We start from the raw sequence: 17233 nt of genomic DNA on the forward strand, positions 1-17233 counted from the left end.
AATTATAGATTACTGGCAACTCATACACGAAACGCAAACCGCACGTTTTCAAAAAGAAATTCAACTGGCACTTTTGGGTCAAAATACCTTCTCCGGCTGGGAACAACAAGCCATTTCACGACTGCAAAACAGCTGCGATTACCTCATTGAAGGTCGCGGCTTTGAACGCTGGATGCTGTGATGTTTTATCTATATCTATCTGGAAATCATCGCATTGAAAAGAAATTACCTTACTCGCAACGGCACTAAGGCAACGGCAGTTTTCCGCAAAGGGCAGCAGTAATCTAATTGTCGAAAAATAACAAAGCTAAATCTGAGACATTATGTAAGTTTGAAACACCAAAATCCTTGAAAAATGACACTTTTTTTCGCCTCAGCTAACGCCAATAAAGTACGCGAATTGCAGCAAATTTTCCCGGCATCGTACGAGCTAAAAAGCTTGCTGGATTTAACCGAAGTTCCCGACATTCCCGAAACGGCAACAACTTTTGCAGGCAATGCGCTCCTTAAAGTAGATTACCTTTCGGAACATTACGGTGTGTTGGGTTTCGCCGACGACAGTGGTTTGGAAGTCGCCGCGCTAAATGCTGCTCCCGGCGTGTACTCAGCGCGTTATGCTGGCGAACACGGCAATGCCACGGCAAACATCGAAAAACTCCTGCGCGAATTGCAAAATGAAAGTAATCGAGCGGCGCGCTTTGTTACGGTTATTGCCTTAAAATTACCCGACGGCGTGCACTTTTTTGAAGGCGAGATTCGCGGAACCATCACCACAGAAACTCGCGGTCAGGAAGGATTTGGTTACGATCCGATTTTTATCCCAGAAGGCAGCACGCGCACCTTTGCCGAAATGAGCAAAGAAGAAAAAAATGCGATTTCGCACCGCGGTCGCGCCGTCCGAAAGCTACTCGACTTTTTAGAACAGCGCGCCTTGAACGAGTCTAAAAAAATTTAAGTCGCTCGCAATAAGAGCTCTGCCTTCTGCGTTATGAAGAAAAGAGCCGTCATGACACACCACTACGCTAACCAAAATTTTTATTTTTATGAGAACAGTGAGCGTTGTAAGTGCGTCGTGGATCGCCTTAGTATTCGAAAACCGCAATCAGGAGTATGGAGCTTATGAATTGCGTAAAAAATCCAACCAAATAACGGCCAAAGCCTTTTTCTTAGCCATTGCACTTTTATGTATGGGCGTTTCGGCCCTCATGTATGCGAGCAGCACGGATGCAAATGCAATTATTACAGACAGCGGTCCGGAATATCTTGTAACTCCGGTACGAGTGTCTAGAGTGAAGGTAGAAGAACCCAAGCCGGAACCAAAAGCTATGGAGCAGCCTAAAAAGCGTACTTCAGTTGACCCCACCGGAAATTTAGGTTTTGCTACTGTTACTACTGCCACTGATGCGTCGCCGGTTGAAGCATCTACAGTTACTACCGCGAAGTCGGATACGGGCGAAACAAACACAACGGGGAGTCCGCAAGGATCCGAAAACGGTACAGCAGTTACGGGCGTTACAACAGATACAGGTGGTTCGACAGAGGGTACGTCCGACAAGCCGATAAGCACGGGCATGGTCGACAAAATGCCGGAATTTCCGGGCGGCTTGTCTGCATTCTACCGTTACATCGCCGAAAATTTCGAGCATCCGGATATGGAGAGCGGTACAACGCTAAAATTACTGGTTTCGTTTGTGGTTGAAACCGACGGTAGCATCAGCAACATCAAAGTATTACAAAACCCCGGTTACGGCACCGAGCGCGCAGCAATTCGCGTTTTAAAAGATCTGCGTACCAAATGGAAACCGGGTATGAAAGCAGGTAAAGCAGTCCGTACGATTTACAACCTACCGATAAGCATCCGAAATAATTAGATTTTCTTTTTTTGGGCGTTCCGGCAGCTGCATCGAATTTATTTTGAATTGGGTGCAGCTGCCGTCGCGTTTTCCGCTAAATCTTTTGCCTCCGGAACTCCGGCAAAAGGATATCGCTGCAACCGCTAACGCGAAAAATAGTGCACAGCTATCCGGTAATTAAAAAAGTGATTTTTTAGCAAAATCGGCGACTGTTTTTGCGGTTGTGCCATCGTCTAAGTTAGACAACGGTTTTCAACAATTAAATCATTGGCTATTACTATTTACGGCGACTTCAATTGTTTTTGATGTTTAACAAGTTTTTTGAAATATGCGGGAATCCCGTAATAAAGACTGGAGAAAAAGCGGTACTGTCAGATAAGTGGTAGATGGGGACGGTTTTCCAGCGAATGGGGTTGACGGGGGTTGACGGGGGTTGGTTGGGGTTGGTTAGTCTTAATGAGGGTTTCTTGGGGTTTCTTAGGGTTGACGGTGATTGGTTGCGGTTGGTTGGGGTTGGTTGGGGTTGGTTGGGGTTGGTTGGGGCTTTTTGGAGTTAGCGGTGATTGATTGGGATTGATCAGAGTTGGTTGCATTTGGTTGGAGTTAACGGTGTTTGGTTACGGTTGGTTACACTTTGCCAGAGTTGATTAGGATTGATTGCATATTTTTGAGACCGTTCGATGTGCATCGTCTGTAGCGTAGATCAGTTAGTGATAGCTACCCTATATCGACATGTATTGCAGTAACCTAGGAATAATAAGTATTGTAAAGTGATGATCGAGATTAAACCCACTAGATTCTGACCAACCGGAGTTTTTAATCGTTATAGAAGATTCGTCGTGCATAGTCTTAGAAACTCGTAACTAGTCGTGGTTAGTAGTAACTAATTGTGGTTAGTGGTAGCTCGCCCTGGTCAGCCGTAGTTAGTTATTCCTAGTGCTGGTTAGTAGTCCATGGTCGTGGTTAGTAGTACCTAGCCTTAGTTAGTAGTACCTAGCCGTAATCAGCCGTAGTTAGTTCTTCCCAGTGGTGGCCAGTCGTAGTTAGTCGTTTCGGGACGTGGTCACTTGTACCCTATCGTGGTCGTCCAAGATCAGCCAATACCAGCCAAGATCAGCCAAGACTAGTCGTAATCAATCACTACTGTCTACACTAAGTAAAATCTAATTTCCCTAGATAATTATCAATCATGATTTATCCCTGTCGGCTACTGTTAAAAATATGTATTCAAAGTATCTACTCCTTTGTCGCGAGTTCCATCATTTGTCCATTATCAAAGCGTGATTCTAAGTCCTAGTACACGCTTTGATACTTAGTCCTTTATCTTTAATCAAAAAAAATACTTACTAATCAAAATTTACGGAAAACCCGTAACCGCGTTAAATTTTGCCTTATTACTTTTACATCTCTTAATCTAATTTTAAATATATACGCCATGACTGCAAAAGAAACTCACAACCTCGTTCGGGTAATTTGGGCAACAAGAGATGAAAGAAAAATCATCAATTCTGAATGCGAAAAAGCAATCGTGAATCTTATTCAACAACAATTGTCCATTAAATCTTGCCAACTGCACTTTATCTACAACGAAGAACACTATGTAGATATCATCATCAATCTACATGTATCCACTGATCTTTCGTCGGTTATGCAAGTTGTAAAAGGATCTATTTCCTATCACATCAATAGAAATAACCTTACTGAAATGAAATTTATTTGGAAAAAAGGATTTCATTCCGAACCAAAAACTCTTGAATGCCTTGAGAAAGCAATCGATACAGCTGGAATAAAAAGAAAAACGACATACAGAGAGGAAACTAATGCGATAAAAAAACGCATTCGCCGTTTAGCAATGCTCGCTAAATACGCTTAAAAGCCGTATGAAACGCAAAATTTCTCAATTAATCGATAAGATTAAAGAACCAAAAGTACAGCTCAACAACTACCTTTCAATCTTTTATCTGAGCTTTAATTACAGTTACTTTTACCACGACAAGCCCACTGTCCGACCGATTTCAACCCACAAAATTTATTCCCAAATCAACGACAGAATATTAAATAATTGATTTTCAAATACTAATAATTCAAAACCTTTACAACAAACGTTAGGCAGTGCCGATTTAACGACGTACTTTTGCAGCAAATTTTAATACCCTTTATGAATAACTTTGAACAATTAGGATTGAGTGATTCGCTACAACGCGCGATTGTCGATCTGGGATTTGAAAATCCTACCGAAATCCAGCAAAAAGCGATTCCAATTCTATTGGAGCAAGAAACAGATTTAGTTGCATTGGCACAAACCGGTACAGGCAAAACAGCCGCCTTCGGTTTCCCGCTTATCCAGAAAATGGACCTAAGCCAACGCGCAACTCAGGCACTGATTCTCGCTCCCACACGCGAACTGTGCTTGCAGATTACAAACGAACTTAAAAATTACGCCAAATACGATAACGGTCTTCGCGTAGTAGCCATCTACGGCGGAGCGAGTATTTCTGAACAAGCACGAGAAATCAAAAAAGGCGCACACATCGTTGTGGCCACACCAGGTAGAATGCAGGACATGATCAACAGAGGTTATGTCGACATCTCTCAAATCAATTATTGCGTTCTCGACGAAGCCGACGAAATGCTTAACATGGGCTTTTACGACGATATCGTAAGCATCTTGTCGACCACTCCCGACGAAAAAAGAACTTGGCTTTTCTCCGCAACAATGCCCGCAGAAGTGGCGCGTATCGCGAAAAAGTTCATGGAAGAACCTATCGAAATTACGGTCGGTGCCAAAAATTCAGGTTCTGCAACCGTATCTCACGAATTCTACCTTGTAAACGCTAGAGATCGTTACGAAGCACTTAAACGTTTGGCCGATGCCAATCCGGATATCTTCTCTGTAATTTTCTGTAGAACCAAACGCGATACACAACAAGTTGCTGAAAAACTTATCGAAGACGGATACAATGCTGCTGCTTTACACGGCGATTTATCACAAGCACAACGCGACGGCGTAATGAAAGCGTTCCGTGGCCGCCAAATTCAAATGCTTGTTGCCACCGACGTAGCTGCACGCGGAATTGACGTCGACAACGTAACGCACGTAATCAACTACCAACTTCCCGACGAAATCGAAACCTACAACCACCGTTCAGGACGAACCGGTCGTGCAGGAAAATCGGGTGTTTCTATCGTAATCATCACTAAAAGTGAACTACGTAAAATATCTGCTATTGAGCGTATTATCAAACAGAAATTCGAAGAAAAGCCAATTCCTTCAGGAATCGAAATCTGCGAAATTCAGTTACTGCATTTAGCAAACAAGATTAAAGATACCGAAGTTGATCACGACATCGACAACTACTTACCAGCAATTAATACCGTTCTCGAAGGTCTTACCAAAGAAGAGCTTATTAAGAAAATGGTTTCTGTAGAATTCAACCGATTTATCAACTACTATAAAAAATCGAAAGATCTTTCTTCATCTGGCGAAAAACGCAGCAGCGCCGAACCTCGTGAATTCTCCGGCGGAGCTATTCGCTATTTCGTGAACATCGGTTCTCGCGATAATTTCGATTGGATGTCTTTAAAAGATTTCCTTAAAGAAACGCTCGATCTTGGAAGAGACGCAGTTTATAAAGTTGACGTTAAAGAGGGATTCTCATTCTTCAACACCGATCCGGAACATACCGATCACGTGATGGAAGTTTTGAACAACATGACGTTGGAAGGTCGCCGTATAAACGTGGAAATCTCTAAAAACGAAGGCAGCAACAACCGCAGAGATCACAACGGTAGAAAATCGTTCGGACCTCGAAGCGAATCGAAACCACGCGAACAATTTGGCACGCCAAAAAGAGAGCGTACATTCCGTCGCAGCGACAGTGCTCCAACGGAAAATAAAGGTCGCCGATCTTCTTTTGCAGATGTCAAAAAGTCTGATCAACCCAATAGAGCATCACGACGCGCCAATCAATTTGGTGCTGGAGACAAACCAAAAAGCCCTAGACGAAGCTAAAGTTTGTTAATTTTTGCTTACAAAGAGCGGAACGCAGCAAAATATATCCGAGTTTTACAATTCCAAAAACGATGAATAAACTCAAATGAAATATCTTGTTGCGTTGCTCTTTTTTTGTTTTATACCTTTTTCATTTGCGCAGTCTGATTCGCAGCAAACAATTATTTCCGCAACTATAGTTAATGAAGCCGATAACCGCCCGATTGCTAACGCTAACATCATTAACATTAATACCGTAAAAGGTGCAACTACCACCGAAAACGGTAAATTCACCCTAGCAGCTTCCGTAAACGATACCTTACACGTTTCTATGCTCGGATTTAAGTCGCTGCGTTTACGTGTTACAAACGACTGGATTAAAAACAAAGAAACAACCATTTACCTCACGGAAAAAGCTTATGCTTTGGAAGAAGTTGTGCTGCGTCCGTACACACTTACCGGATACATTGAAGTTGACGCGAAAATTGTGCCTGTTAAAGAAAATTACCGGTATTCAATCAGTGGAATATCCGCGGGTTACGAAGTTGGCGACACCTCACCACAAGCATTTAAACGCGTGGTCGAATCCATTTTCAATCCGACCGATTTACTATACAATATCTTTGGGAAGAAACCGCGAGAGCTGAAACGTTTACGCGAAATGAAAAAAGACGATACCGTTCGAAATCTGCTTGAATCCAAGTACGACCGCGAAACCATTTCCATCCTATTGGGCGTTTCTCCAAAAGAAATCAGCGAAATTCTAGAACGCTGTAACTATTCCGAATCGTTTATCAAATCGGCAAACGATCTCCAAATTATGGATGCAATCAGTGCCTGCTACGAAGAGTATAAAATCCTGAAAAAGAGAAGCTAACTCAAAGTACTAAAATACCGCTCTTCGATCAATTTTATATCCTTTATCGACGCTTTGGTCCAGCGCAGTTTCGTTTCGTAATACGAGCGTTCATCAAGTTGCCACTGCGGTACTTCGCGCCGAATCCGATCGGTTAATTGCTGAATGATAATAGCAGCACTTACCGAAATATTCAAACTTTCCGTAAATCCAACCATCGGAATTTTCAAAAACCGATCGGCTTGATCCAACACTTCCGCACTCAATCCGTGACGCTCCGTTCCAAAAAACACCGCGAACGGCTGCTGAACGTCGAAATCGTGTAAATCGCAGTCGGTTCCGCGCGGACTCGTAGCCACAATTTGATAACCGCGATTTTTCAAATCTAAAACGCAAGCATCCACACGATCAAATCGATGCACATCCACCCACTTTTGCGCTCCCATCGCAATTTCTTTATCGATTCGCTTTCCAAAACGCTCCTCAATAACATGCAGCTGCTGCACGCCAAACGACTCGCAACTGCGCAAAACCGCACTGGTATTATGTAATTGATACACATCTTCGATGGCAATGGTTAGATGATTGGTTCGATTCACCAAAACTTCATCAAACCGAGCTTTGCGCGCATCGGTCAAAAAAGTCTCTAAATACTGCAAGTAATCTTGTTCTGCTTTCGAAATCATTTTCAGAAAATTCTTATGTCAAAAGTCGGCGAAATTTCCGTAATTTGACTAAAACCGAAGCATGAAAGAGAAATTAGTTGTACTTACCGGAGCCGGAATTTCTGCTGAAAGCGGCTTAAAAACTTTTCGCGACGCCGACGGACTCTGGGAAGGCCATCGCATTGAAGATGTTGCCACACCCGAAGCTTGGCAAAGAAATAAACAACTCGTTTTGGACTTCTACAACGAGCGTCGACGCCAGTTATTACAAGTAAAACCCAATCCGGCGCACTTCGCTTTGGTTGATTTTGAAAAACACTTTCACGTAAACATCATTACACAAAACGTCGACGACTTGCACGAACGCGCCGGAAGTTCAAACGTACTTCATTTGCACGGCGAATTGCGAAAGGCGCGAAGTACACGCAATTACAAATATGTGATAGACTTTGATGGCGATATGTCGGATTCCAATCGCGACGACCAAAACCACCCGCTTCGACCACACATCGTTTGGTTCGGAGAAGCCGTTCCCGAACTACCCAATGCCGCAAACATCATTGCTGAAGCCGACGTGGTTTTCATAGTTGGTACTTCCATGCAAGTATATCCAGCGGCTTCTTTAATCGATTACGCACCGCCGCACGCTCAAGTGCATTACATCGATTTAAATCCGGCCGAAGTAAGACATATTCGCAGAAAAATCTCGATTCACAGCGGAAAAGCAGCCGAAATTTTACCCGCGCTTTTTCAAAAATTCACCAGCTAAATCGGGTTTTCTGGCTATCTTTGCCACTTCTTTAAAACAACAACAACTATGAGCGCGCTCAGTGCTTTAACCGCTATTTCACCGATCGACGGTCGCTACCGTAAAAAAACAGAAGCTCTTGGATTATTCTTCTCCGAACGCGCACTAATGTACTACCGCGTGCGTGTAGAAATTGATTACTTTATAGCTCTGTGCGAAATTCCACTTCCACAGCTTAAAGATTTTCCAAAAGACAAATTCGATGCGCTAAAAAATATCTATCACAATTTTAGTGACGAAGATGCGAAGCAAATCAAAGAGACCGAAAAAACGACCAATCATGACGTGAAAGCGGTTGAATACTTCATCAAAGCAAAATTTGATTCCTTACAATTATCTAATTTTAAAGAATTTATACACTTCGGATTAACCTCGCAAGACGTTAACAATACGGCGATTCCATTATCGTTGAAAGAAGCGTATTTCAAAGTTTATTTGCCGCTATTCACCGAACTTATCGCGAAACTGAAAGAACTTTCTATCACTTGGAAAGACATTCCGATGCTGGCACGCACGCACGGACAACCCGCCTCTCCTACCCGTTTGGGCAAAGAATTCGAGGTTTTTGTTGTTCGACTTGAGGAACAGTTGCGTTTGTTGCAAAACATTCCGTTTGCAGCAAAGTTTGGAGGCGCAACCGGGAACTTTAACGCACACGCTGTGGCCTATCCGCAAATAGATTGGAAACAATTTGGAACCACTTTCGTGGAAGATACACTCGGACTCAAGCACTCTTTTCCGACAACACAAATCGAACATTACGACCATTTAGCGGCTTTTTGCGACGCCCTGAAACGTATTAACACCATTGTAATTGATTTAGATCGCGATATCTGGACCTACATTTCGATGGATTATTTTAAACAGCGCATCAAGGAAGGCGAAATTGGCTCGTCGGCAATGCCGCATAAAGTAAATCCGATTGATTTTGAAAATAGCGAAGGAAATCTCGGTCTGGCAAACGCCATTTTTGAGCATCTTGCCGCAAAATTGCCAATTTCACGCTTGCAACGCGATCTAACCGACAGTACCGTACTTCGAAATTTAGGTTTACCGATTGCCCACACTGTAATTTCGTTCGACGCTACATTAAAAGGACTAAACAAACTCTTGTTAAACGAGCAAAAAGTTGCCGCCGATTTAGAGGACAATTGGGCAGTTGTTGCCGAAGCAATTCAAACCATTTTGCGTCGAGAAGGTTTCGAAAATCCGTACGAAATGCTCAAAGATTTAACGCGTAAAAACACAAAAATTGACCGCCAGGCCATCGCCGATTTTATCGAAAATCTGAGTGTTTCCGATGAATTGAAATCAGAACTCAAAGCAATTTCGCCTGCAACTTACGTAGGAATTTAATTTTTTTGGGGGTTCCGGCAGCAATTCGTACCGGCTTCGCCAAAAAGGTAGGCTGCCGTCGCGCTTTACGCTGCAATCTGCTTTTGCCCTTCCCCACGCCGACTCAAAAGCAGGATTTACGCTGCAATCGCTAACCCGGGCAATCGTTGCCGAAAAACGTTGTAAAAAAATCGTAACTTCCGACAACAAACTGTAACTATGCTTGCATTAGCTTCTTCTACGTTTCATCTCGATCCGTTGATTTACGACCTCGGACTCATTCTTTGTTCCGCGGGAGTTGCAGCACTCATTTTCAAACGATTAAAACAACCATTAGTTCTCGGTTACTTAATTGCTGGCTTCCTAGCTGGATCAAAGTTCGATTATTTCCCAACAGTAACCGACATCAAAAGCGTGAAAGTTTGGGCTGAAATCGGGATTATATTTCTCTTGTTTAGTCTTGGTTTGGAGTTTAGTTTCAAAAAACTTCTTAAAGTTGGTGGAACGGCTTCGGTAACAGCGGGCACGCAAATTGGCGGTATGCTCGTTTTAGGCTATCTCTGCGGAACGGCACTTGGCTGGAAAACAATGGATAGCATTTTTCTAGCGGCCATGCTAGCAGTATCGTCGACAACCATTATCTTAAAAACATTTGAAGAACTTGGTGTTAAAACCCGACGTTTCGCCGTAAACGTGCTGGGTTCGCTGATTGTACAAGATATTTTAGCCATCATCATTTTAGTACTGCTCAGCACCATAGCCGTAACCCAATCGATTTCTGGAATTGCGCTCGTTACAGTTATTGTAAAACTGGTTTTTTTCTTAACACTTTGGTTCATTACCGGCATCTTCTTTATACCGTCGCTGTTGCGCTATGCCGGCAAATTAATTACCGAAGAAATGCTGTTAATCATTGCCATTGCACTTTGTTTAGTCATGGTAATTTTAGCGGCAAACGTAGGTTTCTCGCCAGCCTTGGGGGCTTTTGTTATGGGTTCTATTATTGCAGAAACCACAAAAGCTGAGCAAATCGAACATTTACTAAAACCCGTTAAAGATCTTTTCGGAGCAGTTTTCTTTGTTTCCGTTGGTATGCTTATCGATCCGGTTACGTTGCAACACTACGCAATACCTGTCCTGATACTTACCTTAGTAACCATATTCGGTCAAAGTATTCTTGCTACTACCGGTTCGCTGCTTTCGGGAATGCCACTGAAACAATCGGTTCAAAGTGGTGTGAGCTTTTCACAAATCGGTGAATTCTCTTTCATTATTGCCACGCTCGGCGCTTCGTTGGGTGTTACTAGCGACTTCCTCTACCCGATTATCGTAGCCGTTTCGGCAGTTACAACGTTCACAACGCCCTATCTCATTAAATCCGGAGATCACGTGGCTGCTTTCGCCGAACGGATTCTCCCTCGAAAATGGATTAAAAATATCGAACGTTACAGCGCAAACGCACAATCGATTCGGGCACAAAACGATTGGCACATTTTATTGCGAAAATACTTTTTACACATCGCTTTACATGCCAGTATCATTATTGCCATCGTTTTGCTTTCCGAGAAATTTATCTTGCCCTTCGCAAAAGACAACAGCAGCCTTCGATTTGTCGTTGCATTAGGTACTTTATTCGCCATCGCTCCTTTTATCTACGCTTTGGGTTGGCACAAAACCTCAGAAATTCAGGTACAAAACCTACTAAACAACAAACGTTATCGCGGTCCGATTGTCATGATGGTATTGTTCCGGTTTGTGTTGTGCGTCTTACTTGTCGGTTTTCTTATCGACCATTTCTTTAGCACGCTGTTTGCCATCATTTTATTGGGTGTTTTCATTAGCTTGTATCTACTTTTTCCCAGAAAACTTAAATCGCAATACGCTAAAATCGAACGTCATTTTATTCACAACTTAAATGAACGAGAGATTTATATGCGAAACCGCAGCCGAAGCGACTTAACTCCATGGGACGGACACATGACCAGTTTCGAAATAGATCCGGCTTCCGATATTTCTGGTAAAACGCTCGAAATATTGAAGTTACGTGAACTTTTTGGCGTGAATATCGCATACATCAAACGTGCCGATTTCGTAATTCCAACACCCGATAAAAACGAAAAACTGTTTCCTGCCGACGAAATTTTCATCATTGGAACAGACGAACAAATTCAGCGGTTCTCTAAATTCCTGGAAGATCACGAAGTACATCCTGCATCGACCATAGCCGATCCGGATATTTCTCTTAATCAGTTTGTACTTAAAAACGAAACGTTTATTGGTAAATCGATACGCGATTCGAAAATCCGAGAAGAAACTTCGGGCATCATCGTTGGTATCGAACGTCGCGGCAACCGCACGTTTAACCCAGAATCGGATATGATTTTGGAGAAAAACGACATTTTATGGATCGTCGGAAACCGTCGTAAGCTAATCGATATGATTGAATCTTATCGCGAATAATTCGGTGCTTCTTTCGTAATCGTTACGTTGTGCGGATGACTTTCGGTAATTCCGCTGGAGGTAATGCGTACAAAACGACCGGTTTTTTGCAAGGTTTCAATGTCTTTGGCACCGCAGTAGCCCATTCCGGCACGCAAACCGCCCACAAATTGCTGCATCGATTCGTTTAATTCGCCTTTGTACGGAACGCGACCCACGATTCCTTCCGGAACCAACTTTTTAATGTCGTCTTCAACATCTTGGAAATACCGATCTTTTGAACCTTCTTGCATGGCTTCAACCGATCCCATACCGCGGTACGACTTGAACTTTCGTCCTTCGAAAATTATAGTTTCGCCCGGCGATTCTTTAGTTCCGGCCAAAAGCGAACCCAACATCACACAAGACGCTCCGGCTGCAATGGCTTTCGGAATGTCTCCAGTGTATCGAATACCACCGTCGGCAATAACGGGAACACCACTTCCTGCAGCGGCTGCAGAGACTTCTAAAACCGCCGAAAACTGCGGATAACCCACGCCGGCAACCACACGTGTAGTACAAATTGAACCCGGACCAATACCCACTTTTATACCGTCGGCGCCGTGCTCAATTAAATATTTGGCTGCTTCGGCTGTGGCAATATTTCCAACCACAACATCCAAACTTGGAAATGCGGCTTTTACGGCTTTCAGAATTTCAACTACGCCTTTGGTATGTCCGTGTGCTGTATCGATAACAACCGCATCGACACCCGCGGCAACTAAGGCCGCTGCACGTTGTACCGCATCTGCCGTTACGCCCAAGGCTGCTGCTACTCGGAGTCTGCCAAAATTGTCTTTGTTGGCTATCGGTTTCTGTGTTAGCTTGGTAATATCACGGAAAGTAATGAGTCCGACGAGCGTATTATCTGCGTTTACAACAGGTAATTTTTCAATTTTGTTGCCTTGTAACACCACTTCGGCTTCTTGCAAGGAGGTGCCTTCGGCTACGGTAATCAATCCTTGAGAAGTCATTACTTCAGATATGGGTCGGCCGTTATCTTTTTCAAACCGCAAATCGCGATTGGTAACAATGCCTTTTAGCTTTTTGTTTTCGTCGACAATGGGAATACCGCCGATTCCGAATTCGCGCATGGCAGCTTTTGCATCGGCCACGGTCGAGTTCTCGGGTAGAGTAACCGGATCAATAATCATGCCCGATTCCGCGCGTTTTACTTTGCGTACTTCGGCGGCTTGCGCTTCGGCAGTCATATTTTTGTGCAGCACGCCAATACCGCCTTCACGTGCAATTGCAATAGCCATAGCACTTTCGGTAACGGTATCCATCGCTGCGGAAACAACGGGAACGTTTAGAGGAATATTTCGCGAAAAATGTGATTTAATACTGACTTCTCTTGGTAAAACCTCCGAAAAATTCGGAACCAGAAGCACATCATCGTACGTTAGACCCTCGGCGATGATTTTTGAAGAATTTGGAAGCATGGCAATTATAGTTGTGTGATAATTGCGTGCAAATATAGTTCAAATCTGCGAGTTTCTGCAACCTAAATAGCTTGCCTTTTCATTCAATTCTAGCATTATTTGGGCGGCATTTCGCGCTTTTCGTTGCAATACCGCTTTGTTGCGGTGGTTTGGGCAGTGTTTCGCACAGCTTCCGTTGGTCGCTGCGCCAAAAACGCCCGCACACACCGCCACTTCGGCGCTATTTCCACTGCAATCGCGGCCGCGGCAATCGTTTCCAAAGAATTCTTTTTCAGAGACGTATTTTCGCACAAGGGAATGCAACGGAAAGCCGTGCTTTTGAACAGCGATTGAAGCCGCATTTTTTGCAGGCGACCAGCGGAAGCCCAGAAAAAGGCAGGCTGAAACGCTGAGCAAAAGTGCGCCTTGCAGTGAAATGCCCGACCTGCCGCTGCGGTATTTCCAGTAATTTTTTGCGGCAGGATGTGCCGAGATAAAACTAGTGATATTGCGTGAAAATCTTTGTGGCTTCGTTGTAGGCGCTTTCGAAGTTAATGGCGTGCAACTGCGAATCGGCTTTTTGTGCGGTGAAATACGACAGCAATTTCTCGGTGGGCATGTTACCCGTGAGTTCGTCCTTAGCCATCGGACAACCGCCAAAGCCTTGAATGGCGCCGTCGAAACGCGTGCAACCGGCTTGATATGCCGCATCGACTTTCTCGAACCACTTATCGGCAGTCGTATGTAAATGTGCGCCAAACTCGATATCGGGATACAGCGAAATGAGCTTGCCAAAAAGATACGTGATGACCTCGGGCGTCGAACTTCCGATGGTGTCGGACAATGAAATAATTTTGATGCCCAATTGCGCCAACTTCTCCGTCCACTCGCCTACAATCTCCACGCTGTATGGGTCGCCGTACGGATTTCCAAAACCCATAGACAAGTACGCCACGACCGATTTTCGATGCGTATCGGCTATCTCGCAAATCTCTTGCAAGGTTACGAGCGACTCGGCAATGGTTTTGTGCGTGTTTCGCATCTGAAAGTTCTCGGAAATCGAAAACGGAAACCCCAGATAGTTAATTTCGGGATGCGCACTAGCGTCGATGGCTCCTTTGGTATTGGCAATGATAGCCAGTAATTTCGAGGACGTTTGCGATAAATCGAGCTTAGATAAAACCTCGGCCGTGTCTTGCATTTGCGGAATGGCTTTCGGCGAGACGAAACTTCCGAAATCGATCGTATCGAACCCAACACGCAAGAGCGCTTGGATGTAATCGACTTTTTTTTGTGTGGGAATAAAGTCTTTGATGCCTTGCATGGCATCGCGCGGACATTCAATGATTTTTACTGGCTTCATCGGGGTCAAAGATAACAATCGTAACGAACTCACGAAATCGTTTTAGTTCGCAATTCTTTTTAAAATTGCGCGATTGATTTCTTTGATGAGCGCTGGGCCTTCGTAAATGAAACCGGTGTACAATTGCAGTAAGCTGGCGCCCGCATCGAGTTTTTCTAGGGCGTCATGTGCCGAGTGAATACCGCCAACGGCAATAATTGGAAATGTGCCCTTACTTTTGGTGTGTAAAAAACGTATCACTTCGGTTGATCGTTTGCTGAGCGGTTTTCCGGACAATCCGCCGACTTCGGTGCGGTTTTCGCTTTTTAGTCCGTCGCGAGCAATCGTTGTATTGGTTGCAATGACGCCGGCAATTTGCGTTTGCTGCACAATGTCGATGATGTCTTGTAACTGCTCGTCGGTTAAATCGGGAGCAATTTTTAGGAAGATGGGTTTCGGATTTGTGTGCGCTCTGTTTTCGTCTTGGAGCGTTGCCAATAAATCGGTTAAAGGCTGTTTTTCTTGCAGTTCGCGTAGGTTTGGCGTGTTGGGCGAGCTTACGTTTACGACAAAATAATCGACTACCGGGAAGAGTTTTCTAAAGCAAAGGAGGTAATCGGATACGGCATCGGCATTGGGTGTAACTTTATTTTTACCGATGTTTCCGCCAATGAGCACTGATTTGTGTTTTGAGAGCCGATGCGCTACGGCTTCGAGTCCGCCGTTGTTAAAGCCCATGCGATTGATAATGGCTTGATCTTCTTTAAGGCGAAAGAGTCGCGGTTTTGGATTTCCGTCTTGCGGTTTAGGCGTTACGGTTCCTATTTCGATAAATCCGAATCCGAAATTGCCTAATTCGTTAAAAAGTTTGGCGTCTTTATCGAAACCCGCGGCGAGACCAACGGGGTTTGGAAATCGGAGTCCGGCTACTTCGCGTGCCAAACGAGGATCGGCAACCACGAAGGTGCTTCGGATGAGATTGGAAACGCCGGGAATGGCATGAAAAAACTTAATGGCTTTGAACGAAAAATGGTGCACGCGCTCGGCATCGAATTGAAAAAGCACGCGACGAATGACTGATTTATACATGGTAGTTGTGTTGCTACAAAGCTAAAAAAAGCTGCGCAAACAAGATACCGCTGGCAGATAAAGTTGCTTGGAAGCGATAAAAGCAGCATTAAAGCGTACAAAACACGGTTGGTATAAAAGAATCGTGAAATTATGTAAGAGCGAACGGCGTTTGTGGCATTAACTTGGAGTAAATTTCTAAAAGCATAATTATGAAAACGATACGAATAACGATGTTGCTTATTTTACTTTTCGGTGGAACGGTATTTTCGCAGGTTCAGGTACAGATTAATGTGGGAACTCCGGCCTGGATACCACCTACTCCGGTGGCGGTTCAGTATTATTACTTACCGGAAATCAATGTGTATTACGATGCTCCCGCGGCACAATACTTATATGTATCGCGAGGAAATTGGGTGCGTACAAAGGTACTTCCAGCGCGTTACAAGAATTACAATTTTGCTCGTGGAAAGGTAGTTTGTGTGGAGAATTATCGAGGAGACAGACCTTATGTGTATTACAAAAAGCAGCATGCTAAACGTCATTATGCCAAAGCGCGTGGTCACAAAAAAGGACATGGAAAGCATAAGGATTAGGGAAAACGGTACTTTTCGGCGTGTTTTGGAAGCTACTAGTGAAGCCTAATTTCTAAAAAATTGATTTAAAGGAACTTATCAAAGCGTTAAAAAAATCCCTGAATTTACAGGGATTTATTTTTGAAATTAGTTTTGAAAATCGATTTTTTGTCTATATTTGCACTCGCATTACGAAAATGATGCGCTTTTATTGGAGAAATGGCAGAGTGGTCGATTGCGGCAGTCTTGAAAACTGTTGACTGTAACAGGTCCGGGGGTTCGAATCCCTCTTTCTCCGCTGATAAAAATCCTAAAAGGTATCAAAACCCCCGAAATCCTATGATTTTCGGGGGTTTTTGTTTTTGCTGATATACCAAATTATTCATGAAATCTTATCGCTAAAGGGACTAAATCGAGACCCTAGAAAAAAATAGAAATCTAGCGTCTCGCTAAATCTCTTAAACCCTCGCAAATACTGGGGTTAACGATGTGTAAAGTAACTTGTTCACTGAGTAAACATCTTGTTTGGCTTGGGATTGGAATTTAACTTGAAGAATAATTAACCAATCAGTAAAATGAAAGCGAAAGTAAATCTGCATTTCTATGCAAAATCCACTAAGGCGAATGCCAAAGGGCAATTTCCAATTTATGTCCGTCTAACAGTTGATGGAAACAGAACCGAATTTAGTACTAAGAAATTTATTGAGCCCTCCCGATGGTCATCCGAAGCATCCAAAGTAAAAGGTACGACAGAAGAAGCCCGTTCAATAAATAGTTACCTTGATGTAATAAAATCTAGCTAAGTACACGACAAAAATTGTATTAAATTAATTTCCAGCTT

The 17233-nt window shown here is 43.6% G+C and carries 16 protein-coding genes and 1 tRNA gene; 13 read left to right on the forward strand and 4 right to left on the reverse strand.

All coding sequences use genetic code 11. The features are described from left to right. From CHX27_RS15505 to CHX27_RS04465, 6 genes are all read left to right on the forward strand, one after another. The coding region (locus CHX27_RS15505) for a hypothetical protein (protein ID WP_165764438.1) at nucleotides 1-181 on the forward strand (181 nt) is incomplete at its 5' end. 174 nt (nucleotides 182-355) lie between these two features. Further along, on the forward strand, nucleotides 356-955 hold the full coding sequence (gene rdgB / locus CHX27_RS04445; protein ID WP_094485560.1) for an RdgB/HAM1 family non-canonical purine NTP pyrophosphatase: 600 nt from the start codon (nucleotides 356-358) through the stop codon (nucleotides 953-955). An 88-nt stretch (nucleotides 956-1043) separates the two neighbouring features. Continuing rightward, nucleotides 1044-1871: an energy transducer TonB gene (locus CHX27_RS04450; protein WP_094485561.1), complete on the forward strand. Its 828-nt coding sequence runs from the start codon at nucleotides 1044-1046 to the stop codon at nucleotides 1869-1871. A gap of 1417 nt (nucleotides 1872-3288) precedes the next feature. Then, complete coding sequence (locus tag CHX27_RS04455; RefSeq protein WP_094485562.1) at nucleotides 3289-3726, forward strand: transposase; 438 nt, start codon at nucleotides 3289-3291, stop codon at nucleotides 3724-3726. Nucleotides 3727-4011: 285 nt separating this feature from the next. After that, nucleotides 4012-5865: a DEAD/DEAH box helicase gene (locus tag CHX27_RS04460; protein ID WP_094485563.1), complete on the forward strand. Its 1854-nt coding sequence runs from the start codon at nucleotides 4012-4014 to the stop codon at nucleotides 5863-5865. A gap of 85 nt (nucleotides 5866-5950) precedes the next feature. Then, entirely contained in the window at nucleotides 5951-6721 is a 771-nt protein-coding gene (locus tag CHX27_RS04465; protein WP_094485564.1) for a carboxypeptidase-like regulatory domain-containing protein, read from the forward strand. Here CHX27_RS04465 and CHX27_RS04470 read toward each other — a convergent pair. Beyond that, nucleotides 6718-7386 carry a TrmH family RNA methyltransferase gene (locus CHX27_RS04470; RefSeq protein WP_094485565.1) on the reverse strand — a complete coding sequence of 223 codons (669 nt, stop codon included), beginning with the start codon at nucleotides 7384-7386 and terminating at the stop codon, nucleotides 6718-6720. The genes CHX27_RS04465 and CHX27_RS04470 overlap by 4 nt on opposite strands. Before the next feature lie 61 nt (nucleotides 7387-7447). Here CHX27_RS04470 and CHX27_RS04475 point away from each other — a divergent pair, with 61 nt between their 5' ends. The 3 genes from CHX27_RS04475 to CHX27_RS04485 all read left to right on the forward strand — a co-directional run bounded on the left by CHX27_RS04475 (nucleotide 7448) and on the right by CHX27_RS04485 (nucleotide 11968). Beyond that, entirely contained in the window at nucleotides 7448-8134 is a 687-nt protein-coding gene (locus CHX27_RS04475) for an SIR2 family NAD-dependent protein deacylase (protein ID WP_094485566.1), read from the forward strand. A 48-nt stretch (nucleotides 8135-8182) separates the two neighbouring features. After that, complete coding sequence (gene purB, locus CHX27_RS04480) at nucleotides 8183-9529, forward strand: adenylosuccinate lyase (RefSeq protein ID WP_094485567.1); 1347 nt, start codon at nucleotides 8183-8185, stop codon at nucleotides 9527-9529. Nucleotides 9530-9727: 198 nt separating this feature from the next. Further along, on the forward strand, nucleotides 9728-11968 hold the full coding sequence (locus tag CHX27_RS04485; RefSeq protein ID WP_094485568.1) for a cation:proton antiporter: 2241 nt from the start codon (nucleotides 9728-9730) through the stop codon (nucleotides 11966-11968). Here CHX27_RS04485 and guaB read toward each other — a convergent pair. Next, entirely contained in the window at nucleotides 11956-13428 is a 1473-nt protein-coding gene (guaB, locus tag CHX27_RS04490; protein WP_094485569.1) for an IMP dehydrogenase, read from the reverse strand. The genes CHX27_RS04485 and guaB overlap by 13 nt on opposite strands. A gap of 99 nt (nucleotides 13429-13527) precedes the next feature. Between guaB and CHX27_RS04495 the strand changes: the two genes are divergently transcribed. Further along, the gene (locus CHX27_RS04495) at nucleotides 13528-13761 is read left to right on the forward strand and encodes a hypothetical protein (protein ID WP_094485570.1); all 234 of its coding nucleotides are present in this window, start codon (nucleotides 13528-13530) and stop codon (nucleotides 13759-13761) included. A gap of 145 nt (nucleotides 13762-13906) precedes the next feature. Here the strand turns inward: CHX27_RS04495 and CHX27_RS04500 are convergent, their stop codons facing one another. Both CHX27_RS04500 and CHX27_RS04505 read right to left on the reverse strand, forming a co-directional pair. Further along, on the reverse strand, nucleotides 13907-14770 hold the full coding sequence (locus CHX27_RS04500; RefSeq protein WP_094485571.1) for a hydroxymethylglutaryl-CoA lyase: 864 nt from the start codon (nucleotides 14768-14770) through the stop codon (nucleotides 13907-13909). Between the two features lie 42 nt (nucleotides 14771-14812). Further along, complete coding sequence (locus CHX27_RS04505; RefSeq protein ID WP_094485572.1) at nucleotides 14813-15838, reverse strand: quinone-dependent dihydroorotate dehydrogenase; 1026 nt, start codon at nucleotides 15836-15838, stop codon at nucleotides 14813-14815. 191 nt (nucleotides 15839-16029) lie between these two features. On the opposite strand from CHX27_RS04505, the gene CHX27_RS04510 reads away from it, so the two are divergent. The 3 genes from CHX27_RS04510 (at nucleotide 16030) to CHX27_RS04520 (ending at nucleotide 17195) form a co-directional block, all read left to right on the forward strand. Beyond that, nucleotides 16030-16413 carry a hypothetical protein gene (locus CHX27_RS04510; RefSeq protein ID WP_133063415.1) on the forward strand — a complete coding sequence of 128 codons (384 nt, stop codon included), beginning with the start codon at nucleotides 16030-16032 and terminating at the stop codon, nucleotides 16411-16413. 192 nt (nucleotides 16414-16605) lie between these two features. Beyond that, nucleotides 16606-16690, forward strand: a tRNA-Ser gene (locus CHX27_RS04515). A gap of 277 nt (nucleotides 16691-16967) precedes the next feature. Then, complete coding sequence (locus tag CHX27_RS04520; RefSeq protein ID WP_094485574.1) at nucleotides 16968-17195, forward strand: Arm DNA-binding domain-containing protein; 228 nt, start codon at nucleotides 16968-16970, stop codon at nucleotides 17193-17195. Nucleotides 17196-17233 lie beyond the last annotated feature (38 nt).

The sequence above is a fragment of the Flavobacterium aurantiibacter genome (genome assembly GCF_002251775.1).
Classification (GTDB): Bacteria; Bacteroidota; Bacteroidia; order Flavobacteriales; family Flavobacteriaceae; genus Flavobacterium; species Flavobacterium aurantiibacter.